Below are 22,914 nucleotides of genomic sequence, written 5' to 3'. Positions count from 1 at the left end.
AAGCCTGTTACATCTTCATCCACGGCGAATATTCGTCCGGCGATACTGCTCCGGCGTACAGCCGGCGTGGCGCTGGAACATCGCGATAAATGCCGAGGCGGTGCTGTAGCCGAGGTCGAACGCCACCTGTTGCACGCTGCGCTCGCTGTCGAGGGCTTCGATGGCCGCGAGGTAGCGCAGGCGCTGGCGCCATTCACCGAAGCTCATGCCCAACTCGCGCACAAACTGGCGCGCCAGGGTGCGTTCACTCACGTGCACCTGCTCAGCCCATTGCGCCAGCGGGCGGTTGTCGCCAGGGTCGGCCTGCATGCCTTCCAGTACGCCGAGCAACCCTGAATGACGGGCATAGGGCAGGAAACCGTCGTGGATCGGTGCCTGCCGTAGTTGATCCACCAGTACCTGGGCCAGGCGGATGTCGGCTTCGGTGTGCGGGATATTCACATCACGCCGGGCGAAGTCGCGCAGGATCGCCTTGAGAATATCGCTGATGGCCAGGGTGCAAGGCTGGGGCGGTAGTTGCTCGCAGAGCGCGGGGGCCAGGCCCACGGAGTGATAGACAATCGCCTGGGCGTTGTAGGAACTGTGCTCAGTATTGGGTGGGATCCACACCGCGTACTGCGGCGGCGACATAAACCGGTTGCCCGCCACTTCCATGCGCATCACACCGCTGGCGGAGTAATCCAGCGATCCCCAGAAATGCTTATGCGGCGTGCATTCGGTGTCGGGGGCGAAGTCGGAATACCGGAAGTACACCGGGCTCGGCAGGCTGCGAAAATCCGCAAGGCGTACGGTATGTCTGGCCATATTGTCTGGATGCAAAGGTGATTTGTCTGGATCGAAGTATAGGCTTCGATCCAGACAAGGGATAATCCCGCTTCATCAACACACTTGGTTTCTTTCGATGCAATACGCGTATCCCCTGCTGGCCATTTTTATCTGGGCCGGCAACACCGTGGTCAACAAACTGGCCGTGGGTGCGATCTTCCCGTCGGAGATCGGCTTTTACCGCTGGCTGCTGGCGGCGCTGCTGTTCACGCCATTTATGCTTAAGCCAGTGATCGCCCATTGGGCGCAGATTCGCCCGAACCTGGGCAAGATCGTCATCCTCGGCGTGCTGGGCATGGCCGTATACCAAAGCCTGGCGTATTACGCCGCGTCCCTGACCACCGCCACCAACATGGGCATCATCCTGTCGCTGATGCCATTGATGGCGCTGACGGCGGCGATCATCAGCCTCGGCCAGCGCCTGACCTTCGGCGCGCTCACCGGCGCGGTGCTGTCGTTTGCCGGCGTGGTCGTGGTGGTGTCGTCCGGCAGCCTGGGCGCGCTGTTGCAGCATGGCGTCAACCTGGGCGACGCCATGATGCTGGTCGCCACATTGGCCTACGCGGTCTACAGCACACTGCTGAAAAAATGGCAGCTGCGCCTGCCGCCGCTGGTGTTGCTGTATTTGCAGATACTGGTGGCCGTGCTGGTGTTGTTTCCGCTGTTCCTGTTCTCGGCCAAAGCCGGCCTTGGCTGGGCGAATATCCCGCTGGTGCTGTACGCCTGCTTGCTGGCATCGATGCTCGCGCCATTGGCGTGGATGCATTCGGTGAAGACCTTGGGGCCAAGTCGTACCACGCTGTTTTTCAACCTGCTGCCGTTGATTACTGCGTTGATTGCGGCGGTGGTGCTGGAAGAACAGTTGGCGATGTATCACCTGGTGGGTGGTTTGCTGACCCTGGGCGGGGTGATCTTGTCGGAGCGCTGGACCACGCCGGTGCGCCGCCGGGCTTAAACACCCGCGGCTTTCAAGCGCCGGGCATGCTCCACAAACAATCGGATCGGCTCGGCGCCCTTGCCCACCAGCCCCAGTGACTGGTTGACGATATCAAAGTGGTCCAGGGCAAAGTCATCGCCGATTACCGTGCCCAGGTGCGAGCTGTAGCGCCCGACCATGCCGTCGCACTGGCCCTTTTCCCGCACAAAGCTGCGGGCGAACAAGCGACAGCTGCGATTCGTACCGTCGAACAGGTTGCGACCACGGTCGGTGATACCCGGCTGCAACGTGCCGGACCACGAGTAATAGCGCACGCCGTTGACCACCTCCGCGCCCTGCCCGCCCCACGTCTCGGGCAAGCCTTGGGGATACTGGCGATTGAACAGGGCCACCCCTTCACTGGTCAGGGAATGGTGCGATGCCTGCAAGTCCGGCTTGAAGCGCGGCCCGCGATAGCCGGTTTCCAGCACGCCCATCACCCAGGCGACCAGATGAAACAGCGCGCTCATGATCCGGCCCTTGGCGCCGTCGGCCGGGTAATGGCGGTGGATATGGTCTGCCAGCTCGGAACCATGGTTGGGCCCAGCCACCGAGGTCACCGACGCCACCCATTCCGGGCGCTTGGCCGCTGCATAACGCGCGGTCAGCGAGCCTTGGCTATGGCCGATCAGGTTGACCTTATCCAAGCCGGTCTCACGGCGAATACGTTCGATCTGCACCAGCAACTGCTCGCCGCGCACTTCGCTGGAGTCCAGCGGCGCCACCTGCACCGGGAACACCTGCGCCCCGCCCGCGCGCAAGGTCGGCACAATGCCGTACCAATACGGGAAGAACCCGAGGCGCACAAACCCGAGCATGCCGGGCACCAGCACCAGGGGGTAACGCGTGGCTAACGACTGCGGCATGACGCGAACGTCCTCGAAACTGAAGTCCTGCCGTGCAGCCTAGCGCAACCTCAAGTCGGGCTGATGACGCCGGGGATGAATCCGATAAAACTTTTTGCGTTGCGTGGGACTCACAACTTGGAGCGATCACGCCAGCAGAGCGTGGCGCAAAACCGGATTAGCACCAGGAGATTGAGATGACTGAAGCACATTTGACCGACGTTGCGACCCTGCGCAGCCGCGCCCGCCAGAACGTCGAAAACGGCGCCGTGACCGAAGGCTACGACGCCGATCGCGAAGAAATCATCCGCCTGCTCAACGAGTCGCTGGCCACCGAATTGGTCTGCGTGCTGCGCTACAAGCGCCACTACTTCATGGCCAGCGGCGTAAAAGCCGCCGTCGCCGCAGACGAATTCCTGGAGCACGCCACCCAGGAAGCCGAGCACGCCGACAAACTCGCCGAACGCATCGTGCAACTGGGCGGCGAGCCGGAGTTCAACCCCGACCTGCTGTCGAAGAACTCCCATGCGCAATACGTGGCCGGCAATACCTTGAAGGAAATGGTCTACGAAGACCTGGTGGCCGAGCGCATCGCGGTGGACAGCTACCGCGAGATCATCCAATACATCGGCGACAAAGACCCGACCACTCGCCGCCTGTTTGAGGAGATCCTCGCCCAGGAAGAAGAGCATGCGGACGATATGGCGGACATCCTCGAAAGCCTCTAAACAGCGTAAATCCAATGTGGGAGGGGGCTTGCTCCCGATAGCGGTATGTCAGCCAGCACCTCTGGAACTGACACACTGCTATCGGGGGCAAGCCCCCTCCCACATTTGGTTAGCCTTTCACCGTCTTCGGCGCCTTGCCTTCTTTCATCTGCTGCAACAGCGGTGCACATTCGTTGGGCTCGCCGCCACTTGGGGCGACCAGCGCAAGCAACCCGGCGGCAGGACCGGCGATCACGCCCAGTGCCACCATGCCGGCGCCGCGCAAGGCCAGTGGAATAGCCTTCACGCCGGCATTGGGCTTGATGAACGGCCCGTTCACGTAAAGCGGCGAGCGCAGGGAGAAGAGGCGGAAGCCTTTGGATTCCGGCGTGACGGTCAGGTCCAACTGTTCGGTGGCCATGTTCGCGGTGCCGTCGACGTAGATGATGGCGTTCTCGGTATCGAACACAAACAGCCGCGTGGTTGCCAGGCCGGTCTTGATGCCGAAGTCCGCCGCCGCGCAGTTGATCTTCACTTCCTTGTCGCCGAACAAACGGCCCACCACATAGTTACCGACGTTGAGCCCGGCAATTTCCATCAGGCCACGGCTGATGGCGCCGTCGTTGATCAGCATCTTCAGGTCACCGTTGGAGCTGCCCAACAGCGCCGCCACGGAGTTGCCGCGCCCAGCAATATCGGCATCGCCGTTGAGTTCACCGAAGCTGGTTTTCATCGGCTCGAAGGTCGGGAACAGTTGCTTGAGCTTGAAGTTACGTGCGGTCAGCCTGGCGCGACCTTCCATTGGTGTGATGCGCCCATTCAGGCGGATCTGCGCATCGAGCTTGCCGCCGGCAACGCCGAAACGCAGGGGTTCCAGGCTTAGCTCGCCGTCATTGAGCACAACGTGGGTGTAGAGGTCAGTGAAGGGCAACTCGGCACTGTGCACGATGCGTTTGCCGGTGAATTCCACGTCGGCGTCCATGTCGCGCCAGCGTTCGGTGCGGAACTCTTCCACTGGCAGCACTTTGGTCGCCGGCTGCTTGCTTTCGCCGCCACGGGCCTTTTGCTTGGCGTTGGAGTCGGCGCCAATCAAGGGGGCCAAGTCAGTCATCAGCAACTGGTTGGACACCAGCGCGCCGCTGAGCTTGGGCCGTGGCTGGCTGGCGACGTAGCCGAGGTTGCCGTGGATATCGCTGTTGCCGATCTTGCCGTTGAAGTTTTCGTAACGAAAGGACGCGCCGCTGGCCTCGTGCAGCTTGGCGATCAAGTGGCCATCGGTGGCGTAGGCCGGCGAGTCCGGCAGGGTGACACCGGTCAGCGGGTACAGGTTGCCCAGGCTGCTGCCGGACAGTTTCAGGCGCAGGTCGAGGGCGCCGAGGTTGAGCGGGTCGGTCAAGGTCCCGGCCAGGGCGATGCTGGTGTCGGCGATCTTGACCTGGGCCTGCAGCGGGAACGGCTTGGCCGCGTCCTGCAGGGCCAGCAGGCCGCCGATTTTGCCGGTGCCATCCAGCTTCTGGCCGTGGTACTGGCCTTTGACCTTGAGGGCGAACGCATAGTCCTGGGGCGCGGAGCCTTTTTCCAGGGCCTTCCTGGCATCGGCATCACCGACGATTTCACCAAACGGGATCGGTTTGCCCAGGGGGTCGATGATCACGTCGAGCTGGGTCTTGAGGGTCTGGTCGTCGAGGGTCACGTGGCCTTTATCGAAACCGATGGCGCCGATGTCCACCACCCAGTTGGAGGGTTCGGCATTCGGGTCCTTAGGGTCGAACTTGAAGGTCCAATTGGCCCGGCCATCGGCCAGGCGCTGCAACGCGGCGCTCGGTTCGGTGAGGTCGATACGCGGAATCACCACGTGCTGCACCAGCAGCGCCAGGGGCGAAATACGCAGCTCGACTTTTTTCAGCGTGACCATCTGCGGTTTTTTCGACCAATCGGGGTTACCCAAGGTCAGGTCTTCGGCGATCACGTGGGGCCATGGCACCCAGGCACGCCAACCGCCTTCATCGGGCTCGCGCTGCCACACCACGGCGAGGTTGCCATTGATGGCAAACGGGCGATGCAGTTCTTCGGAAACTTTGGCATTGAGGGGCGGCTTGATGCGGTTCCAGTCAAAAAACACCAGGACCAGGACCGCTACGGCGATTAACAGAACGAAGCTGGCGCAGCTCCAGGCGACGATTTTACGAGTGCGCGTCATTGCACAGGACTCCTCAACACGACTAGCTGAACTACAGCTCATAAGGGTACGACTGGTAAACCGTCCGGGGGTTTAACCCAGTGGCCGATTTAGTCTCAAAAAGCCATTTTCCTGATCAACCAGACAAATCCGATCATCGACGGCGCACCATTGTTACCCAGGTTCGTGTCGAAAATACCCACCACGGTGCAAAACCGCGTGCTTGAGAGGTCCGGTCTAGAGCCTCCGCAAGGAACAATCAATTCTGTTGATTATTACCATTGTGTTTATGAACTTTTATATCGACATATCGAGAGTAGCATTAGTCCTGTACCCACTTTATCGCCCTCCCAAGGAGCAACCATCATGAAACGCCAAGTACTCGCTACCGTCCTGTTGTCCATCCTGGCCTCCAGCGCTTTTGCCCTGCCAGCCGCTGAACAAGTCACCCCTCAAGTCAAAGCCGACGCCGTGCACTTCAGCCAGACCCTGGCCCGTAGCGGTTCGCAAGAAGAAGATGCCCGTGACTACGCCAAGGGCGCTGTTGCAGAAAACGGTTCGGATCAGATCAGCAAACGCGCTCACGCCGAAGGCCTGACCGAAAACGGCAGCGATCGCCTGCATGAGAATGGTCTGGTTGAAGATGGTGCCGATCAAATCAGCAAGCGCGCCTACGCTGAAGGTGTTGCCGAAGATGGTTCGGATCGCCTGAAAGAACAAAATCAAGCACAGAGCTAACCCTATGGTAGCCCAGAAAAAAGCCCGATCACCTGATCGGGCTTTTGACCTTTTGTAGAACCTGTCACGCTCGCCTGCCCCGCCAAGTTCGACGCCAACAGAGCTGTTTTGCTAGAGTGCGTCGCTGTACTTGCCGACAAAGCCCCCGCCCATGCTGCCCCGCGCCGAACAGAAGCAACAGACCCGCCTTGCCCTGATGGACGCTGCCCGCCATCTGATGGAGGGTGGCCGTGGGTTTGGCAGCCTGAGTCTGCGGGAAGTGGCCAAGACGGCCGGCATTGTGCCCACCGGTTTCTATCGCCATTTTGCCGATATGGACCAGCTTGGGCTCGTCCTGGTGAGTGAAGTCGGCCAGACCTTTCGCGCGACCATTCGCCTGGTGCGCCACAACGAGTTCGTGATGGGCGGCATCATCGACGCCTCGGTGCGGATCTTTCTCGATGTGGTCTCGGCCAACCGTTCGCAATTCCTGTTCCTGGCCCGCGAGCAATATGGCGGCTGCCTCGCCGTGCGCCAAGCCATCAGCGCTTTGCGCGAGGACATCACCCATGACCTGGCGGCCGACCTGACCCTGATGCCGAAGTTGCAGCACCTGGACAGCGAGGGCCTGCACGTGATGGCCGACCTGATCGTCAAAAGCGTGTTCGCCACCCTCCCCGACATCATCGACCCACCGGCGCATGCCTTGCCGGCCCATCTCACGCCACAGGCGAAAATCACCCAGCAACTGCGCTTTATCTTTATCGGCCTCAAGCACTGGCAGGGCCTGGGCAGCACCGAGTAAGCCGATCAACCCGCCGAATGGAAACGCTTGGCGGTGGTGTAGTTCTTGTTCCAGTAGCTGTTGCTCAGCGAATCGATACGCACGGTCTTGCCGGTGCGCGGCGAATGAATGAATTTGCCCTGGCCTATATAGAGACCCACATGGCTGACCTGGCCGCGCCCATTACCCTTGAAGAACACCGCATCGCCGGGCTTGAGCGCACTGCGCTGGATGGTAGCGGCCGTCGATCGGTGCATCGCCGCGGTCGTGCGCGGGATCTGGATATTGGCTTCAGTCTTGAACAGGTAAACCAGGAAACTGCTGCAATCGAACCCTTGCTTCGCGGAAGTGCCGCCCCATTTGTAGGGCGTGCCCAGCAACTCATGCGCGCGGTCGATCACGTTCTCGATTGCTTCGCTTTTAAGTGACGACGCGAAGGCAGGACGAGGCTGAAAGTTGGCCGAAGCGGATGACACAACAAAAGACAGGCTGACAATGACTAAACAACATAATGATTTGAACATGATGAACGTCGCAGGGAATTAAACAGGGCGCAAAGCCTAATGATTCCTTACGTAACGCGATGAACGCCGAATCCCCATATCACGTAGGACAAATCCGAAACGCTCACAACAGGTGCAGCCAGCAATAGCGCGCACCATTTTGGGTCAGCTCTCGCCTCTTTAAACGCCCTGTTTAGTGGCATCAAAGGGCCGTCCTACAAGCAATTCCTACTCACCCTCCGGGTTGGCAAGCCCCTTGCTCTAGCTGTTTCATCGCTCATAGCTGGAAGCTTCCTGATGCTGGTGATCCACCGCCGAATCGCCCCCCAAGCCCTCTGGGCCGCTGAGTTGCTGCTGAACTTCGAAGCACGCAGCAAGAGCCGCTTGCGCTGTTTCAGTGCCGACGGTGAAGACGTCGGCTTGTTTCTGGAGCGTGGCCAGCCACCGTTGCACGATGGCGAATGCCTACAGGCGGAAGACGGACGTGTCGTACGTGTCTGCGCGCGGCCTGAACAACTGCTGCACGTCACCTGCGCCAACGCGTTTGAACTGACCCGCGCCGCCTATCACCTCGGTAACCGCCACGTGGCGTTGCAGGTTGGTGATGGCTGGCTGCGCCTGCTTGATGACTATGTCCTCAAGGCCATGCTTGAACAGCTGGGCGCCACCACGCAGACGATCGAAGCGCCGTTCCAGCCGGAGCACGGTGCCTATGGCGGTGGTCACCATCATTCACGCCATGGCGATGAAGATTTCAACTATCCGCCCAAGCTGCACCAGTTCGGCGTGCGTTTATGAACCCAGCCTGGGCGCTGCTGCGTCTGGCCAGTCCGCAATTGCCGATTGGCGGCTACAGCTATTCCCAAGGCCTGGAGATGGCCGTGGAGAATGGCCGCGTGAAGGACGCCGCCAGCGCTCGCCGCTGGATCAGCGACCAGTTGCTGCTGAACCTGGCGCGCTTCGAAGCGCCGCTGCTGCTCGCCCATTGCCGCGCTGCAGCCGAGCAGGATTGGCCGACACTCTCGCAACTGTGCGAAGCGCACCAGGCCAGCCGCGAGACCCGCGAGCTGTATCAAGAAAGCCGCCAGATGGGCTACTCCTTGCACCAATTGCTCAACGGTCTGCCGGAGCTGGACAGCGCAGCCCGCACCTTTCTTGAGCAACGCAGCGAACCCCACCTGGCCCTGGGCTGGGCCCTGGCCGCACGCGCCTGGGCCATCAGCCCCGACGACGCCCTCGCCGCCTGGCTGTGGAGCTGGCTGGAAAATCAACTGGCCGTGCTGATGAAAACCCTGCCCCTGGGCCAACAAGCCGCCCAACGCCTGACCAGTGAGCTGCTGCCGCTGCTGCAACAGGCCCAGCAGGATGCCGCCCGCATCGACCCCCATCATTTCGGCAGCGCCGCGTTCGGCCTGTCCCTGGCGTGCATGGCCCATGAGCGCCAGTACAGCCGCCTGTTCCGTTCCTAGGAGCGCTTTATTTGGAGAAGCACATGAACACACAACCCCTGCGCGTCGGCATCGGCGGCCCGGTCGGCTCCGGCAAAACCGCCCTGACCCTGGCCCTGTGCCTCGCGCTGCGCGACCGCTACAACCTGGCGGTGGTCACCAACGACATCTATACCCGCGAAGACGCTGACTTCCTGGTGCGCAACCAGGCCCTGGCGCCCGAGCGCATCATCGGCGTAGAAACCGGCGGCTGCCCGCACACGGCCATCCGTGAAGACGCCTCGATCAACCTGGAAGCGGTCGACCAACTCAACCGTCGCTTTCCCGGCCTGGACCTGATCCTGGTGGAGTCCGGTGGGGACAACCTCTCGGCCACGTTCAGCCCGGAGCTGTCGGACCTGACGATCTATGTGATCGATGTGTCGGCTGGCGACAAACTGCCGCGCAAAGGCGGCCCAGGCATCTGCAAATCCGACCTGCTGGTGATCAACAAGATCGACCTGGCGCCGCTGGTCGGCGCGTCGCTGGAGCTGATGAACAGCGACACCCAGCGCATGCGCAACGGTAAACCCTTTGTGTTCAGCAACCAGAAAACCGGCGTCGGCCTGGACGAGATTGTCGCCTTTATCGAACGCCAGGGCCTGCTGACCACCGCCGCCTGATCAACCCATAAGGAACCTGTCTATGAGCCTCAACAAACTCTTCGCCGCTGCCGTCCTGCTGCTCGCCCCGGCGTTGGCCTTCGCGCATCCGGGTCATGGCGACAATGGCCTGGTGGCCGGTATCAGCCACCCATTGGGCGGCATCGATCACTTGCTGGCCATGCTTGCCGTCGGCCTGTGGGCAGCGCAGCAGAAAGGCGCCGCCCGTTGGGCCCTGCCGTGCACCTTTGTCGGCACCATGCTGATTGGCGGCGTGTTGGGTTTTGAAGGCCTGGCATTGCCGGCGCTGGAAAGCGGGATTGCCGCGTCGGTGCTGGCATTGGGCCTGGCAGTGGCGCTGGCGGTGCGTCCGCCGCTGTTCATGGCGGTGGGCGCTACGGCGTTGTTTGCACTGTTCCACGGAGTCGCCCATGGCCTGGAACTGCCGGAGATGTCCAACCCTTGGGCGTATGCCGCTGGGTTCGTCGGCGCGACCGCTGCATTGCACGCGGCCGGGTATGCCGTGGTGCGTTTTCTGCCGGCTGCGGCGGCGCCGTTGGTGCGGGTTGCTGGAGCAGCATCGGCGGCGACTGGGTTTTGGTTGCTGGCGGGCTGATCTGCAGCGCGCTTTAGGGATTCATCGCGGACAAATGTGGGAGGGGGCTTGCCCCCGATAGCGGTGGCACAGACAACACCGTTCCCAAGCCTGCTACCATGCGCGCCTACACCCCTGCCGTGACGACGCCAGCCAATGCCCATCGCTTCCCAGCCTACGTTGAATTCCGTACTCACCCATTTCCACACCCTGATCGTGCCGCTCTGGCAGGGCCAGGGCTGGAATGCCGAGTTGGCGCTGCCCTATGAGGCGCTGGATGCCGATCATCGGCCTTTGCCGCCGCAACGCTACCGCGCCATGGCCTGCGCGCGGCAGTTATACCTGTTCGCCAGCCTGATCGGCGAACCCGACGCGGCCTTCGCCGAAGAGCGTGCCGCTGCGCTGTTCCGTTCCCTGCAACGGCACTTCCACGACGCCGAGCACGGCGGCTGGTTCTACAGCATCGACCCGGCCGGGCAGCCGCTGGATAAGCGCAAAGACCTCTACACCCACGCCTTCATCATCTTCGCCTGCGCCCACTACTGGGCCAAAGTGCGCGAACCGTTGGTCGAATCGGTACTCAACGCGGCCCTTGAAGTGGTCGCTGAGCGTTTCGCCACCGGCGATGGTCTTTACGAGGCGGTGCTTGAGCGTAATTGGTCGTCCCTCAAGTCCGGCCCGCTGCAAAACCCGTTGATGCACCTGGCCGAAGGCTTTCTCGCCACCCTCGCGGTGCGCGGAGACGCCGAGGTACAAGCGGCGTTGCTGGCCTTGGCGACGGCCATGCAACAGCGCTTCATCGACCGCCAGCATGGCGTGATGATGGAAAAACCGCTGGGCGCTGTGGATAACTGGTTCGAGCCAGGGCATCAGTTCGAGTGGTTCTTCTTGCTGGAATCGTCCCCCGTCTTACGCGGCACGCCGTTGCATGCCTCACTGACCCGGGCATTTGCCTATGCCGAGCAGAAGGGTGTGGACAACTTAAGCGGCGCGGTGAGCGGCATGCTTAGCCTGGACGGGAGTGTGCGTGACGCCACCCAGCGCATCTGGGCCCAGGCGGAATACCTGCGGGCGCTGACCTTGCGGCCGGGCAGTGAGACGGTGTTACAGCGCCAGTTGCTGGCGCTGCAAGAGCATTTCCTGCATGACAGAGGTTGGCATGAATGCCTGGATGCCAACGGTGCCGTGAGCCGACGGGACATGCCGTCGACTACGCCTTATCACTTGGCGACCTGCTATCAGGGCCTGATTCAGCATCTGCGCTGACCTTCAGAGCCTCATCGGGGTATGAGTATCTACACAACTCTTAAAGGCTGACACAGAATCCTGTGGTGAGCGGGCTTGTCCCGCGCTGGGCTGCGAAGCAGCCCCAATAAGGTCACCGCAGAGTGCCAGAACCAATCGGAGTGAAGGTTTTGGGGCTGCTGCGCAGCCCAGCGCGGGACAAGCCCGCTCACCACAACAGCCCATTTGCCATAGATTGAGCATCCTCCGGAAGTTGTGTAGATGCCCATGCTCATCGGCGGCGCGACGATTCGACTTGCCCCCGATAGCCTCGCCTCGACTTAAAGTCCTACTTACTTACCGCCCCGCTCAATCGCAAAACCAGCCCAGGTCTGGCTCACCGGCATCAGCTCCAAGCGGTTGATGTTGACGTGCGCCGGGGTGTTGATCACCCAGAAAATCGTGTCGGCAATGTCCTGCGGCTGGATCGGCTCAGCGCCGGCGTAGGTGGCGTCGTAACGCGCCTGGTCGCCACCGAAACGCACCAGCGAGAACTCGCTCTCACACAGGCCTGGCTCGATATTGGTCACGCGCACGCCGGTGCCTTGCAGGTCGCAACGCAGGTTCAGCGAGAACTGCTTCACGAACGCCTTGGAGCCGCCATATACGTGGCTGCCAGGGTAAGGGTAGTTACCGGCGATAGACCCCAGGTTGATGATTCCGGCGCCACGCCCGTGAGCGATCAAGCGCGGCAGCAGCAGATTGGTCGTGGTCAGCAGCCCTTTGATGTTGGTGTCGACCATGGTTTCCCAATCGTCGAGGCTGCACTTGGGCGCAGGATCAGTGCCCACGGCCAGGCCGGCGTTGTTGATCAGGCCACGCAGTGTGGCGAACGACGGCGGCAGGCTGGCGATGGCGTCTTCCATACCTTTGCGGTCACGCACGTCCACGACCAGGCCGTGCACTTCAGTCTGCTTGGAAAGCTCTTCAACCAAGGCATTCAAACGTTCGGCACGACGGCCAGTGAGCACCAGTTTCCAACCGGCGTCAGCAAAACGACGGGCGCAGGCTTCGCCAAAACCTGAGGTTGCGCCAGTAATAAACAGCGTGTCGGACATGGTGTTCTCCTTGCGGGCATCGGAAAAAAAAACAGCCAGCAGAATGCCCTTACACCGCCTTCGCGGCAACCGCTAAGCGCACCGCCCAATCTACAACTGATCGTTTTTTGATCACTTCAAGCAACGCTATATGAACCGTGGCCTGCAGCCATATACGCGCAGGTTATCCACAACTGCGCCCACAGTCTTTGGGGGCAAGTGCAAAACACCGCAAGCCGCTGTGTACAAGGCTTTCAGGCGGTTTTAGAAAGTTTTTTGCTTGACCTTGACGAGGGCGTATGTAGGCCTATCGACACAGGGAAAATTCAGACGATGGCTCCAGGCCAGTCATTCCGGCCTCTGCGGAGGTCTTTCCAGAGTTTAATCACAGACTTATCCACAGGCTGAAGGGTCATATTTCGGTCATATACCTGTGTCTTTAAACAGGTTGACAAACCCCTTGGCCGGTCGCCAAAAAGCGCCTGATCAAAAAACAACCGACGCGCTGCAGGCCACGTTTTTAAAGGCGTTCAGCCAGCTACTCCCACGTTACCCACAGCCGGTTCCACAGTGGATGGGGACAAGTCAAAAGTGTGACAAAACAGGGATTTGCGGCGGCTATATGTCGCGCTTTGGAGGAGGGCTGGATTTGTTTTCCACAATTTGGGATCGGCCTTGTGAACACCCACAAAACAAATGTGGGAGGGGCTTGCCCCCTCCCACAGAGGTACTGCGTTGTGATTTAGATCAGTGCCCGCCGAGGTAGGCGTTGCGCACTTCCTCGTTCACCAGCAGCTCCTTACCCGTGCCTGTAAGGCGAATCTCGCCGTTGACCATCACATACGCCCGGTCCGACAAGCGCAGTGCGTGGTTAGCGTTCTGCTCCACCAGGAAGATGGTCATCCCGGTGGCCGCCAGTTCGCGCAGGGTGGCGAAGATCTGCTTCACCACAATCGGCGCCAAGCCCAGGCTTGGCTCGTCCAACAGCAACAGCTTGGGCCGGCTCATGAGTGCACGGGCGATGGCGAGCATTTGCTGCTCGCCGCCGGACATGGTCATGGCCCGCTGGGTACGCCGCTCCTTGAGCCTTGGAAACAGCTCGAACATGCGCTGCATGTCTTCCTGGGCATACTTGTCGCCAATCGGGATGGTGCCCATCAGCAGGTTTTCCTCGACGGTCATGTCAGGGAACACCCGCCGCCCTTCCGGCGACTGCGCGATGCCATTGGAGGCGATGTAGTGGGACGACTTGTGGGTAATGTCGACGCCGTTGTACAGAATCTGCCCCGACTCAGCCCGGGGCTGGCCGAAGATCGACATCAGCAGCGTGGACTTACCCGCGCCGTTGGAGCCGATCAGGCTGACGGTTTCGCCTTCATTGATGTGCAGCGAGACTTTTTTCAGGGCCTGGATCGGGCCGTAGAACACGTCCAGGTCTTTCATTTCGAGGATAGGCCCGCTCATACCAGCTCCTCTTCGTCGGCGCCCAGGTAAGCGGCAATCACTTTCGGGTCGTTGCGGATCGCTTCCGGCCCGCCCTCGGCGATTACGTTGCCGTGGTCCAGCACCACGATGTGGTCGGAAATACTCATTACCATGCCCATGTCGTGTTCGATCAGCACCACCGTGAGGTCGTGTTCGTCGCGCAGCAGGCGAATCATCGCGCTGAGGGCTTCGGTTTCCTGGGGGTTGAGTCCCGCGGCGGGTTCGTCCAGGCAGATGATCTGCGGCCGGGTGCACATGGCGCGGGCGATTTCCAGGCGGCGCTGCTGGCCGTAGGAAAGCTCACCGGCCAGGCGGTTGGCGCAGTCCACCAGGTCGACGACTTCCAGCCAGTAGAACGCGCAATCCAGCGCGTCACTTTCGGCCTTGCGGTAGCCCTTGGTGTTGAGGATGCCTGCGAGCATGTTGCGGTTGACCCACATGTGCTGGGCCACCAGCAGGTTTTCCAGCACCGACATTTCCTTGAACAGGCGAATGTTCTGGAACGTCCGCGCTAAACCTGCACGGTTGACCAGATGGGTACCGCCGAACATCTTGTAGTACACGCGGCTGAGGAAGCTTTTCGGCGACACAAAGTCGACGGCCTTGAAGCGCTCGCCCAGCAGCTGGATCACGTTGGTCTGCTTGCCGCGCACGTTGAGTTCGATCTTGCCGCCGCTGGCTTTGTAAAACCCGGTGAGGCAGTTGAATACGGTGGTTTTGCCGGCGCCGTTAGGGCCGATCAGGGCGAAGATCGAGTTGCGTTCGACCTTGAGGCTCACATCGCTCAAGGCCTTGATGCCACCGAAGTGCATCATCAAATGTTCCACGGACAGGACGACTTCCTTGCTCATGGCGCCACTCCTTTACGTGGTGTCACACCGGTACGGCTGATCCGGATCAAGCCGCGTGGTCGCCAGATCATCATCACCACCATCAACACGCCAAACAGCAATACGCGGTACTCCGAGAAGCTGCGCAGCAACTCCGGCGCCACGGTCAGCACGAACGCCGCGATCACCACGCCGACCGTCGAGCCCATGCCGCCCAGGACCACGATGGCCAGGATCAGCGCCGACTCGAAGAACGTGAACGACGACGGGTTGACGAAGCCCTGGTAGCTGGCAAAAAACACCCCGGCCAACCCCGCCGTGGAAGCGCCGATGGTGAACGCCGAGAGTTTGACCAGCACGTGGTTCAGACCCATGGAGCGGCAGGCGATTTCATCTTCACGCAGGGCTTCCCAGGCGCGGCCGACCGGCATGCGCGTCAGGCGGTGCTTGATGTACAGCACAGCCAGCACCACCAGGAACAGCACGATGTAGATGAACATGAACTTGATGTTGGGGTTGTAATCGAGGCCGAAGAATTCGTGGAACGGAATCCCGCCCTCCTTCGCCTTGCGCCCGAACTCCAGGCCGAGGAACGTCGGTGAAGGCACCGGCATGCCGTTAGGGCCACCGGTGAACGACAGCCAGTTATTGAGCACCAGACGGATGATCTCACCGAAACCCAAGGTCACGATGGCCAGGTAGTCACCGTGCATTCGCAATACCGGGAAGCCGAGTATGCACCCCGCCAGCGCCGCCGCGATGGCCGCCAGGGGCAGCACGCTCCAGAAACCCAGGCCGAGATACTGATAACCCAGCGCCAGGCCGTAGGCGCCGATGGCGTAGAACGCCACGTACCCCAGGTCGAGCAAGCCCGCCAGGCCGACCACGATGTTCAGGCCCAGGCCGAGCAACACGTAGATCAGGCCGAGGATCACCACGGTCAGCAGGTACTTGTTGGCGAAGATCGGGAACACGATGGCGATCACGATCAATGCCGGAATGATCCAGCGCAGCCGCGACTTGTAGTCCGGTGGCAGCACATGCACGCCGGAACCACTGCTCTCGAAGCCCTGCAGAATCTTCAGGCCCTTGGGGGTTTGCAGGAACAGGCTGAGGGCAAAGCGCCCGACCATCACGATGGCGACCAGGATGGCCACGCGCGCGGGTTCCAGGTTGAAGCTGTAGCCGTCGAGGACCACGCCGACGATCGGACCGAACACGATCAGCGAAATCAGCCCGGCAAGGATCGTATCGACGACACTTTTCTTGATATCGATAGGTTTGGCAGCAGACATGTTTACACCTTAGCCACGAGCGGGCGACCCAGCAGGCCCTGGGGACGGAAAATCAGAATCACCACCAGCAGGGAGAAACTGAATACGTCTTTGTAGTCAGAGTTGATCAACCCCGAGAACAGCGACTCGGAAATACCCAGGATGATCCCGCCCAACATCGCCCCAGGCAGGGAGCCGATGCCGCCGAGTACCGCTGCGGTAAATGCCTTGATGCCGATGATGAAGCCGGCATAGAAGTCGAAAGTGCCGTAATTGAGGGTGATCAGCACGCCGGCCAATGCGGCCATGGCGGCACCGATGACAAACACGTAGGAGATCACGCGGTCGGTGTTGATGCCCAGGATCGAAGCCATCTTGCGGTCTTGCTGGGTTGCGCGGCACATGCGACCGAGCTTGGTGTACTTGATGATGTAAGTGAGCAACGCCATACCGGCGAAGGCCGCCACGAGGATGAATACCTTGGTGTACGTGAGCTGCACGAAGCCGGTGCCGATGTCGACGCGCCAGGCGCCAGCCAGCAGGGTTGGAATGCCTTGTTGTTTCGCACCCTGGGCGATCTGCGCGTAGTTCTGCAGGATCAGGGAGATACCGATGGCGCTGATCAGCGGGGCCAGTCGGGTGGAGTTACGCAGTGGTTTATAGGCGACACGCTCGATGACCCAACCGTACACGCCGGTGACGACCACGGTGAAGATCAGAGTGCCGAGAATGAGCAGCGGGAAGGATTCGATGCCGAAGTAAGCCAGCAGTGCCAGACTGATCGCCGCGAGGTAAGCGGAAATCATATAAACCTCGCCGTGGGCGAAGTTGATCATGCCAATGATGCCATAGACCATTGTGTAGCCGATGGCGATCAGGCCATAGACCGACCCGAGGGTCAGGCCGTTGACCAGTTGCTGCAGGAAAATACCATCCATAACGCAATCTCACGCGGTGAGCACCTGCACACCGGTGGGTGTGCGGCGCTTCTGGAGGAAAAGACAGATCTCGATCAGAACACGGTCCTCTTGTGGGAGGTGGCTTGCCCCCCGATAGCGGAGTGTCAGTCAACAGTTGTTCAACTGACCCACCGCATCGCGGGCAAGCCCCCTCCCACATGGATTACTTCTGCTTTTCCAACTGGTGGTACTTGCCTTCTTTATCCCACTGGTAAACCACGTAGTCGGAGATTTTCAGGTCGCCTTTAACGTCCCATTCCTTCTTGCCCATCACGGTCTGGACCGGGTTGGCCTTGAGCCATTTGGAAGCGTCTTCGCCTTTGTTGGACTTGGCACCGTTGAAGCCGGCAGCCAGGGCCTGGACCGATGCGTAGGCATACAGGGTGTAGCCTTCGGGCTCGGTGCCATTTTTGCGGAACTCTTCCACCACAGCCTTGCTGTCCGGCAGCAGGCGCGGGTCGGCGCCGAAGGTCATGTACACGCCATCGACGTACTGCTTGCCGCCAGCAGTGGCCACCAGTTCGTCAGTCACGATGCCGTCATCGGACATGAACTTGACGTCCTTGAGGCCGGCTTCACGGATCTGGCGAACCAGCGGGCCGGCTTCCGGGTGCAGGCCGCCGAAGTACACGACGTCCGCGCCGGTGGAACGGATCTTGGTCACCAGGGCGCTGAAGTCTTTTTCGCCACGAGTCAGGCCTTCTTCGAGCACCGGCTTGACGCCGCGCTTGGTCAACTGGGCAGCGGTGGCGTCGGCCAGGCCTTTGCCGTAGGTGTCCTTGTCGTTGATGACCGCGACTTTCTTGCCCTTGAGCACATCGACGATGTAGTCGCCGGCGACGATGCCCTGCTGGTCGTCACGCCCGCACATGCGGAACATGGCGCCCAGGCCGCGTTCGGTAACTTGTGGGTTGGTGGAGCCTGGGGTGATGGCGATGATGCCCGCTTCGTCATACACCTCGGAGGCTGGGATGGTGTTGGACGAGCAGAAGTGCCCGACCACGCCGATCACTTTGTCCTGGTCAGCCAGGCGGTTGGCCACGGCCACGGCTTGTTTTGGCTCACACGCATCGTCACCGGCAACCAGCACGATTTTCTCGCCGTTGATGCCGCCAGCCTTGTTGATCGTATCGGCTGCCGCTTGGGCACCCTTCATGTACTGCTCACCGAAAGCGGCGTTGGCGCCCGTCATGGGCCCCGCTACGCCAATCTTCACATCAGCTTGAACAAACGTAGAAACACCCAGCGCCGCTGCAACGGCGAGGGCCAGAAAACCTTTCTTGTAAAACGTCTGGGACATGAGTGGTGCTCCGATATTTTTGATTTTTGGCACGACAACTTGCATTCAAACTTTTCACTGAAAGCTCAGAGCAAGCCCCGTGCCATTACGTTTTTATTCTTCAAAAAGACACCGTGTCATTGTTATTACTGGCGTTTCGACTCGACTCGTCAGCACGTGCAACCGTCTAGCCTACAGAGGTGCAACCAACCCCCTTAAAAAGTACAACCCTGGCAGGTGCCACCTGCAACCGGATGGATAAACCGCAGCCCCTGCACCTGTAACAGCATGCGTAACGGAACTGCACATTTACAGTGCGCAACTGCTACGACCTGCACCAATACAGATTAGTAGCCGGCTAAGAAAATGCAGGCTTCTGAGCGGTATTTCGCTGATCAGATCACGATCCTCAGGCATTGCCCGGCGTGATACAGCGAGAACCCAGCCTCATACAGGCAACTGCGCAAGCCCACGCCGGCCAGCGGCTGCATCGGCGCGAAGGGAATCGGCAGGGCCTGGGGATCCTGGTGACACAAGTAGTCGGCAAACGCCTTGCCGACCACACTGCCGGTGGTCACGCCACGCCCGTTATAGCCGGTGACGGCGACCAGGCCAGGGGCCGGTTCGAACAAGCGCATCAGGTGATCGGGAGTGAAGGCGATGCAGCCGGTCCAGGTGAACTCCCACTGCACCGATTTGAGGTAGGGGAAGTAGTGCTGCTGCACCCGATCGGCCCACGCCTTGAGAAACCACGCCGGTTTCTGGTTGCCATTGCCCAGGCTGCCAAGCAACAAACGACCCTCGGCATCGCGGCGGATGCTGCTCAAGACCTGGCGCGTGTCCCACGAACCCTGGCCGCCGGGGAGTATCTGCCGGGCGGCGTCATCGGTGAGCGGGGCCGAGGCGACCTGGTAGTAATAACCGGGGAAAAAGTTACGCCGCAGCTCGGTCCATTCGCCTTCGGTGTAGGCATTGGAGGCAATCACCACCTGCGCCGCCTGCACTGCACCGTGCGGGGTCTGCACCGACCACAGCGCACCCTGGCGTTCCAATTGGGTGACCGGCGAATGATCGAACAGTTGCCCACCAAGCCCGACCGCAGCATTGGCCAACCCAGAGGTGTAGGCCATCGGGTTCAAGGTACCCGCCCGCCGATCCAGCAACGCGGCGGCGATCTTTTTAGTGCCGGTGGCGTGCTCGCAGGCCTGGCCGGTGAGCAGCTCGACCGGCGCGCCGCGACGCTTCCATTGGTCTTCACGACTGCGCAAATCCGCCTCGCCACGGGCGTTGTGCGCCATGTGCAAGGTGCCCTCGCGGCGCAGTTGGCAATCGATGTTGTATTTGTCGATCAGGCTGAACACCAGCGAAGGTGCTGCGCCAAGCATGCGATTGAGCTGACTGCCCACCGCTTCGCCGAAACCGGCCTCGATGTCATCCGGCGGGATCCACAACCCGGCGTTCACCAACCCGACGTTACGACCTGAGCCGCCGTGGCCGGTGCGATGGGCTTCCAGCACGGCGACGCTTTTGCCCTGCTCCAGCAGGTGAATGGCGGCCGAAAGTCCGGTAATACCGGCGCCGATCACGCACACGTCCACTTTCAACTCGCCCTTGAGCGCGGCGCGATCCGGCCGGCTGGGGGTGAGGTGTTCCCACAAACATGTTTCGCGTAGTGCCATTGCCAGACTCCGGTGAGACCTAACAAACAACAATCTTGATGTGCAATGCGGTCACATGTGGGAGGGGGCTTGCCCCCTCCCACATTTTTAACCGCGTTTCGACAGTGGTTTAGTCGAAGGTAATGCCCTGGGCCAGCGGCAATTCCAGCGAGTAGTTCACGGTGTTGGTCTGCCGACGCATATACCCACGCCACGCATCCGAACCCGACTCACGCCCGCCACCGGTCTCTTTCTCGCCGCCAAACGCACCGCCAATCTCCGCGCCGCTCGGGCCGATGTTGACGTTGGCGATGCCGCAGTCACTGCCCACGGCCGACATGAATTGCTCGGCCTCGCGCACGTCTGTGGTGAAGATGCACGACGACAGGCCTTGGGGCACGGCGTTGTTCAGGCGCAGGGCTTCGGCGAAATCGCTGTAGCCAACCACGTAGAGGATCGGCGCGAAGGTTTCGGTGCACACCACGTCACTTTGCTCGGGCATTTCCACAATCGCCGGCGACACGTAGTAGGCGTTGGGGAATTTATCTTCCAACTGGCGCTTGCCGCCGAACACCTTGCCGCCTTCGCTCAAGGCCTGCTCCAGGGCGTCCTGCATATTATCGAAGCCGTGTTTGTCGATCAGCGGGCCGATCAGGTTGCCTTCCAGCGGGTGGCCGATGCGCACTTTGGAATACGCGGCCTTGAGGCGGGTGACGATCTCTGCCTTGACCGACTCATGGGCGATCAGGCGGCGCAGGGTGGTGCAACGCTGGCCGGCGGTGCCGACGGCGCTGAACAGAATGGCGCGCACAGCCATGTCCAGGTCGGCGCTTGGGCCGAGGATCATGGCGTTGTTGCCGCCCAGTTCGAGGATGCTGCGGGCAAAACGTGCGGCGACTTTAGGTGCCACTTCGCGCCCCATGCGCGTGCTGCCGGTGGCGCTGATCAGCGCGACACGCGGGTCATCCACCAGCGCGGCGCCGGCATCGCGGCCACCGATGATTACTTGGCTCAAATACTCAGGGGCACCGTCGAATTTCTTCAGCACGCGCTCGAACAGCGCCTGGCACGCCAGGGCGGTGAGCGGGGTCTTTTCCGAGGGTTTCCAGATCACGGCGTTGCCGCACACCAGCGCCAGGGTGGTGTTCCACGCCCACACCGCAACGGGGAAGTTGAAAGCGCTGATCACGCCGACCACGCCCAGCGGGTGCCAGGTTTCACGCATGTGGTGGCCCGCGCGTTCGGAGGCGATGGTCAAGCCGTACAGCTGGCGCGACAGGCCGACGGCGAAGTCGCAGATGTCGATCATTTCCTGCACTTCACCCAGGCCTTCCTGAGTGATCTTGCCCGCTTCCCAGGACACCAACTCGCCCAGGTCGGCCTTGTATTCGCGCAGCACGTCGCCGAATTGACGCACCAGCTCACCCCGACGCGGCGCCGGCACTTTGCGCCAGGCGTCGAATGCATGCTCGGCGCGACTGACCTGTTGCTCCACCTCGGCGGCACCTTCCCAGTGCACACTGCCGATACGGCTGCCATCAATCGGCGAATGCACGGGCTGTTTACCCGCCTGGTACAGCGCCGGGTTTACCCCGAGACGATCAAGCAATGCGGCAACCATGGGTCACTCCTTCAATCTGCAGACAAAAAATCGCACCGCGCCACGCACGGCGATCCAGGCCTTATTTGTAGCTGGCCCAAGACTTGCCAACAAACGACGATTAGGCGAGATATCATTCCGTTTATTCATGCAAAGCATAAAAAGAGGCACGCCGTGCTGAACAAAAGACATTTGCCCTCGATCACCGCCCTGCAGTGTTTCGAAGCCGCCACCCGCCACCTGAGCTTCACCCGCGCCGCCGAAGAGCTGAACCTCACGCAGAGCGCGGTCAGCAAGCAAGTGGCACAGTTGGAAGAACTGCTGCAACACCTGCTGTTTCGCCGCGTGCGTCGCCGCCTGCAGATGACCCCGGCAGGCGACCTGTACCTGGTGGAAGTGCGCAAGATCCTCACGCAAGTGGAGATGTCCACCCATTACCTGCGCTCCTACGGCGGCGAGACCGAAGTGTTGCGCGTGTCCACGCCCTACACTTTCGGCGCGCGCTGGCTGGTGCCGCGCCTCAAGGGCTGGCGGCTGCGTCACCCGCAGATCCATCTGGACCTGTGCAACGAGCAGGAGCCGGACGAACTGCTGCAAGGCAAGGCCGACCTGGCCTTCTACTTCGGCCAGGGCGCACGCCCCGGCACCGAGAGCCTGAAGCTGTTCAGTGAAGAACTGGTGCCGGTGTGCGCACCCGAGAGCCTGCCCGCCACGCCCTTCACCGACCCCACGCAACTGAGCGAACTGGTGCTGCTGCAAAACGCCTCGCGCCCCCAGGGCTGGCATGACTGGTTCGCCAGCCAGGGTTACCAGACTGAACACAGCTACCACGGGCCGCGTTTTGACACCTTTTATATGTGCATTCGTGCAGCGCAGGTCGGCTGTGGCGTGGCGCTGTTGCCGCGGTTTCTGGTGGAGGAAGAACTGGCCGACGGCAAGCTGGTGATTCCCTGGCAGCATGCGATGCCGAGCCAGGATGCGTATTACCTGGCGTATCCGGAGCATTCGGCAGAGGTGCCCAAGGTGCGCGATTTTGTGAAGTGGATGATGGAGCAGGTTATTTAGTGCCTGAAAGATAGCCATCGGGGGCAAGCCCCCTCCCACATTTGGAAGGCATTCCAAGTGTGGGAGTGGGCTTGCCCCCGATGAGCATAGGTATCTACACAACTTCCAGTGGATGCTGAATCTATGGCAAATGGGCTGTTGTGGTGAGCGGGCTTGTCCCGCGCTGGGCTGCGAAGCAGCCCCAATAACAAACACCGCGTAGCATCAGCAAGAACCCGATCAC

The 22,914-nt window shown here is 61.0% G+C and carries 22 protein-coding genes; 10 read left to right on the top strand and 12 right to left on the bottom strand.

The window, feature by feature from the left end:
* Nucleotides 1–15: 15 nt before the first annotated feature.
* Nucleotides 16–804 carry a helix-turn-helix transcriptional regulator gene (locus EJD88_RS16600; RefSeq protein ID WP_158878504.1) on the bottom strand — a complete coding sequence of 263 codons (789 nt, stop codon included), beginning with the start codon at nucleotides 802–804 and terminating at the stop codon, nucleotides 16–18.
* A gap of 97 nt (nucleotides 805–901) precedes the next feature.
* Between EJD88_RS16600 and EJD88_RS16595 the strand changes: the two genes are divergently transcribed.
* Complete coding sequence (locus EJD88_RS16595) at nucleotides 902–1,780, top strand: DMT family transporter (RefSeq protein WP_158878503.1); 879 nt, start codon at nucleotides 902–904, stop codon at nucleotides 1,778–1,780.
* Here EJD88_RS16595 and EJD88_RS16590 read toward each other — a convergent pair.
* Nucleotides 1,777–2,667 (bottom strand): triacylglycerol lipase, encoded by an 891-nt coding sequence (locus tag EJD88_RS16590; protein WP_099583638.1) that lies wholly within the window; start codon nucleotides 2,665–2,667, stop codon nucleotides 1,777–1,779. The two genes, EJD88_RS16595 and EJD88_RS16590, sit on opposite strands and share 4 nt — an antisense overlap.
* Nucleotides 2,668–2,843: 176 nt before the next feature.
* Here EJD88_RS16590 and EJD88_RS16585 point away from each other — a divergent pair, with 176 nt between their 5' ends.
* Nucleotides 2,844–3,374 carry a bacterioferritin gene (locus EJD88_RS16585; protein ID WP_099583639.1) on the top strand — a complete coding sequence of 177 codons (531 nt, stop codon included), beginning with the start codon at nucleotides 2,844–2,846 and terminating at the stop codon, nucleotides 3,372–3,374.
* A gap of 109 nt (nucleotides 3,375–3,483) precedes the next feature.
* Here EJD88_RS16585 and EJD88_RS16580 read toward each other — a convergent pair whose 3' ends face one another.
* Nucleotides 3,484–5,553 (bottom strand): AsmA family protein, encoded by a 2,070-nt coding sequence (locus EJD88_RS16580; RefSeq protein WP_158878502.1) that lies wholly within the window; start codon nucleotides 5,551–5,553, stop codon nucleotides 3,484–3,486.
* Between the two features lie 345 nt (nucleotides 5,554–5,898).
* On the opposite strand from EJD88_RS16580, the gene EJD88_RS16575 reads away from it, so the two are divergent.
* Both EJD88_RS16575 and EJD88_RS16570 read left to right on the top strand, forming a co-directional pair.
* Nucleotides 5,899–6,270: a hypothetical protein gene (locus tag EJD88_RS16575; protein ID WP_099583642.1), complete on the top strand. Its 372-nt coding sequence runs from the start codon at nucleotides 5,899–5,901 to the stop codon at nucleotides 6,268–6,270.
* Between the two features lie 151 nt (nucleotides 6,271–6,421).
* Entirely contained in the window at nucleotides 6,422–7,054 is a 633-nt protein-coding gene (locus EJD88_RS16570) for a TetR family transcriptional regulator (RefSeq protein ID WP_158878501.1), read from the top strand.
* A 5-nt stretch (nucleotides 7,055–7,059) separates the two neighbouring features.
* On the opposite strand, the gene EJD88_RS16565 is transcribed toward EJD88_RS16570, so the two are convergent.
* The gene (locus EJD88_RS16565) at nucleotides 7,060–7,557 is read right to left on the bottom strand and encodes a C40 family peptidase (RefSeq protein ID WP_099583644.1); all 498 of its coding nucleotides are present in this window, start codon (nucleotides 7,555–7,557) and stop codon (nucleotides 7,060–7,062) included.
* Nucleotides 7,558–7,833: 276 nt separating this feature from the next.
* On the opposite strand from EJD88_RS16565, the gene ureE reads away from it, so the two are divergent.
* From ureE to EJD88_RS16540, 5 genes are all read left to right on the top strand, one after another.
* A complete protein-coding gene (gene ureE / locus EJD88_RS16560; protein WP_099583645.1) occupies nucleotides 7,834–8,334 on the top strand; it encodes an urease accessory protein UreE in 501 nt (166 codons plus the stop codon).
* Nucleotides 8,331–9,005 (top strand): urease accessory protein UreF, encoded by a 675-nt coding sequence (locus EJD88_RS16555; RefSeq protein WP_099583646.1) that lies wholly within the window; start codon nucleotides 8,331–8,333, stop codon nucleotides 9,003–9,005. The genes ureE and EJD88_RS16555 overlap by 4 nt, the downstream gene beginning before the upstream one ends.
* Nucleotides 9,006–9,028: 23 nt before the next feature.
* The gene (gene ureG, locus EJD88_RS16550) at nucleotides 9,029–9,646 is read left to right on the top strand and encodes an urease accessory protein UreG (protein WP_099583647.1); all 618 of its coding nucleotides are present in this window, start codon (nucleotides 9,029–9,031) and stop codon (nucleotides 9,644–9,646) included.
* A gap of 22 nt (nucleotides 9,647–9,668) precedes the next feature.
* On the top strand, nucleotides 9,669–10,241 hold the full coding sequence (locus EJD88_RS16545; protein WP_158878500.1) for a HupE/UreJ family protein: 573 nt from the start codon (nucleotides 9,669–9,671) through the stop codon (nucleotides 10,239–10,241).
* 135 nt (nucleotides 10,242–10,376) lie between these two features.
* Nucleotides 10,377–11,486, top strand: coding sequence for an AGE family epimerase/isomerase (locus tag EJD88_RS16540; RefSeq protein ID WP_158878499.1), 1,110 nt, complete (start codon nucleotides 10,377–10,379; stop codon nucleotides 11,484–11,486).
* 311 nt (nucleotides 11,487–11,797) lie between these two features.
* On the opposite strand, the gene EJD88_RS16535 is transcribed toward EJD88_RS16540, so the two are convergent.
* From EJD88_RS16535 to EJD88_RS16500, 8 genes are all read right to left on the bottom strand, one after another.
* Nucleotides 11,798–12,562: an SDR family oxidoreductase gene (locus EJD88_RS16535; RefSeq protein WP_099583650.1), complete on the bottom strand. Its 765-nt coding sequence runs from the start codon at nucleotides 12,560–12,562 to the stop codon at nucleotides 11,798–11,800.
* Nucleotides 12,563–13,288: 726 nt separating this feature from the next.
* A complete protein-coding gene (locus tag EJD88_RS16530; RefSeq protein ID WP_078740437.1) occupies nucleotides 13,289–14,005 on the bottom strand; it encodes an ABC transporter ATP-binding protein in 717 nt (238 codons plus the stop codon).
* Nucleotides 14,002–14,877, bottom strand: a complete 876-nt coding sequence (locus EJD88_RS16525; RefSeq protein ID WP_099583651.1) for an ABC transporter ATP-binding protein — start codon at nucleotides 14,875–14,877, stop codon at nucleotides 14,002–14,004. The genes EJD88_RS16530 and EJD88_RS16525 overlap by 4 nt, the downstream gene beginning before the upstream one ends.
* Nucleotides 14,874–16,151, bottom strand: coding sequence for a high-affinity branched-chain amino acid ABC transporter permease LivM (livM, locus tag EJD88_RS16520; protein WP_112193155.1), 1,278 nt, complete (start codon nucleotides 16,149–16,151; stop codon nucleotides 14,874–14,876). The genes EJD88_RS16525 and livM overlap by 4 nt, the downstream gene beginning before the upstream one ends.
* Before the next feature lie 2 nt (nucleotides 16,152–16,153).
* Nucleotides 16,154–17,068, bottom strand: coding sequence for a branched-chain amino acid ABC transporter permease (locus EJD88_RS16515; protein ID WP_003188099.1), 915 nt, complete (start codon nucleotides 17,066–17,068; stop codon nucleotides 16,154–16,156).
* Between the two features lie 184 nt (nucleotides 17,069–17,252).
* On the bottom strand, nucleotides 17,253–18,389 hold the full coding sequence (locus EJD88_RS16510) for a branched-chain amino acid ABC transporter substrate-binding protein (RefSeq protein WP_158878498.1): 1,137 nt from the start codon (nucleotides 18,387–18,389) through the stop codon (nucleotides 17,253–17,255).
* Nucleotides 18,390–18,763: 374 nt separating this feature from the next.
* Nucleotides 18,764–20,047: an FAD-binding oxidoreductase gene (locus tag EJD88_RS16505; RefSeq protein WP_158878497.1), complete on the bottom strand. Its 1,284-nt coding sequence runs from the start codon at nucleotides 20,045–20,047 to the stop codon at nucleotides 18,764–18,766.
* Between the two features lie 109 nt (nucleotides 20,048–20,156).
* The gene (locus EJD88_RS16500) at nucleotides 20,157–21,647 is read right to left on the bottom strand and encodes an aldehyde dehydrogenase family protein (protein WP_158878496.1); all 1,491 of its coding nucleotides are present in this window, start codon (nucleotides 21,645–21,647) and stop codon (nucleotides 20,157–20,159) included.
* Between the two features lie 153 nt (nucleotides 21,648–21,800).
* On the opposite strand from EJD88_RS16500, the gene EJD88_RS16495 reads away from it, so the two are divergent.
* Nucleotides 21,801–22,691, top strand: a complete 891-nt coding sequence (locus EJD88_RS16495) for a LysR family transcriptional regulator (protein ID WP_112193149.1) — start codon at nucleotides 21,801–21,803, stop codon at nucleotides 22,689–22,691.
* Nucleotides 22,692–22,914 lie beyond the last annotated feature (223 nt).

Source organism: Pseudomonas sp. PB105, from assembly GCF_009764655.1.
Classification (GTDB): domain Bacteria; phylum Pseudomonadota; class Gammaproteobacteria; order Pseudomonadales; family Pseudomonadaceae; genus Aquipseudomonas; species Aquipseudomonas cyclaminis.
This window is presented reverse-complemented; position numbering and strand designations above follow the sequence as displayed.

Excerpts from the sequence above, each read along its gene's own strand:
- livM (WP_112193155.1), bottom strand. The coding sequence starts at position 16,151 with ATGTCTGCTGCCAAACCTATCGATATCAAGAAAAGTGTCGTCGATACG.
- EJD88_RS16530 (WP_078740437.1), bottom strand. The coding sequence starts at position 14,005 with ATGAGCGGGCCTATCCTCGAAATGAAAGACCTGGACGTGTTCTACGGC.
- EJD88_RS16585 (WP_099583639.1), top strand. The coding sequence starts at position 2,844 with ATGACTGAAGCACATTTGACCGACGTTGCGACCCTGCGCAGCCGCGCC.
- EJD88_RS16540 (WP_158878499.1), top strand. The coding sequence starts at position 10,377 with ATGCCCATCGCTTCCCAGCCTACGTTGAATTCCGTACTCACCCATTTC.
- EJD88_RS16600 (WP_158878504.1), bottom strand. The coding sequence starts at position 804 with ATGGCCAGACATACCGTACGCCTTGCGGATTTTCGCAGCCTGCCGAGC.
- EJD88_RS16590 (WP_099583638.1), bottom strand. The coding sequence starts at position 2,667 with ATGCCGCAGTCGTTAGCCACGCGTTACCCCCTGGTGCTGGTGCCCGGC.
- EJD88_RS16555 (WP_099583646.1), top strand. The coding sequence starts at position 8,331 with ATGAACCCAGCCTGGGCGCTGCTGCGTCTGGCCAGTCCGCAATTGCCG.
- EJD88_RS16525 (WP_099583651.1), bottom strand. The coding sequence starts at position 14,877 with ATGAGCAAGGAAGTCGTCCTGTCCGTGGAACATTTGATGATGCACTTC.
- EJD88_RS16500 (WP_158878496.1), bottom strand. The coding sequence starts at position 21,647 with ATGGTTGCCGCATTGCTTGATCGTCTCGGGGTAAACCCGGCGCTGTAC.
- EJD88_RS16575 (WP_099583642.1), top strand. The coding sequence starts at position 5,899 with ATGAAACGCCAAGTACTCGCTACCGTCCTGTTGTCCATCCTGGCCTCC.
- ureE (WP_099583645.1), top strand. The coding sequence starts at position 7,834 with ATGCTGGTGATCCACCGCCGAATCGCCCCCCAAGCCCTCTGGGCCGCT.
- EJD88_RS16535 (WP_099583650.1), bottom strand. The coding sequence starts at position 12,562 with ATGTCCGACACGCTGTTTATTACTGGCGCAACCTCAGGTTTTGGCGAA.
- EJD88_RS16570 (WP_158878501.1), top strand. The coding sequence starts at position 6,422 with ATGCTGCCCCGCGCCGAACAGAAGCAACAGACCCGCCTTGCCCTGATG.
- ureG (WP_099583647.1), top strand. The coding sequence starts at position 9,029 with ATGAACACACAACCCCTGCGCGTCGGCATCGGCGGCCCGGTCGGCTCC.
- EJD88_RS16545 (WP_158878500.1), top strand. The coding sequence starts at position 9,669 with ATGAGCCTCAACAAACTCTTCGCCGCTGCCGTCCTGCTGCTCGCCCCG.
- EJD88_RS16510 (WP_158878498.1), bottom strand. The coding sequence starts at position 18,389 with ATGTCCCAGACGTTTTACAAGAAAGGTTTTCTGGCCCTCGCCGTTGCA.
- EJD88_RS16565 (WP_099583644.1), bottom strand. The coding sequence starts at position 7,557 with ATGTTCAAATCATTATGTTGTTTAGTCATTGTCAGCCTGTCTTTTGTT.
- EJD88_RS16505 (WP_158878497.1), bottom strand. The coding sequence starts at position 20,047 with ATGGCACTACGCGAAACATGTTTGTGGGAACACCTCACCCCCAGCCGG.
- EJD88_RS16595 (WP_158878503.1), top strand. The coding sequence starts at position 902 with ATGCAATACGCGTATCCCCTGCTGGCCATTTTTATCTGGGCCGGCAAC.
- EJD88_RS16580 (WP_158878502.1), bottom strand. The coding sequence starts at position 5,553 with ATGACGCGCACTCGTAAAATCGTCGCCTGGAGCTGCGCCAGCTTCGTT.
- EJD88_RS16515 (WP_003188099.1), bottom strand. The coding sequence starts at position 17,068 with ATGGATGGTATTTTCCTGCAGCAACTGGTCAACGGCCTGACCCTCGGG.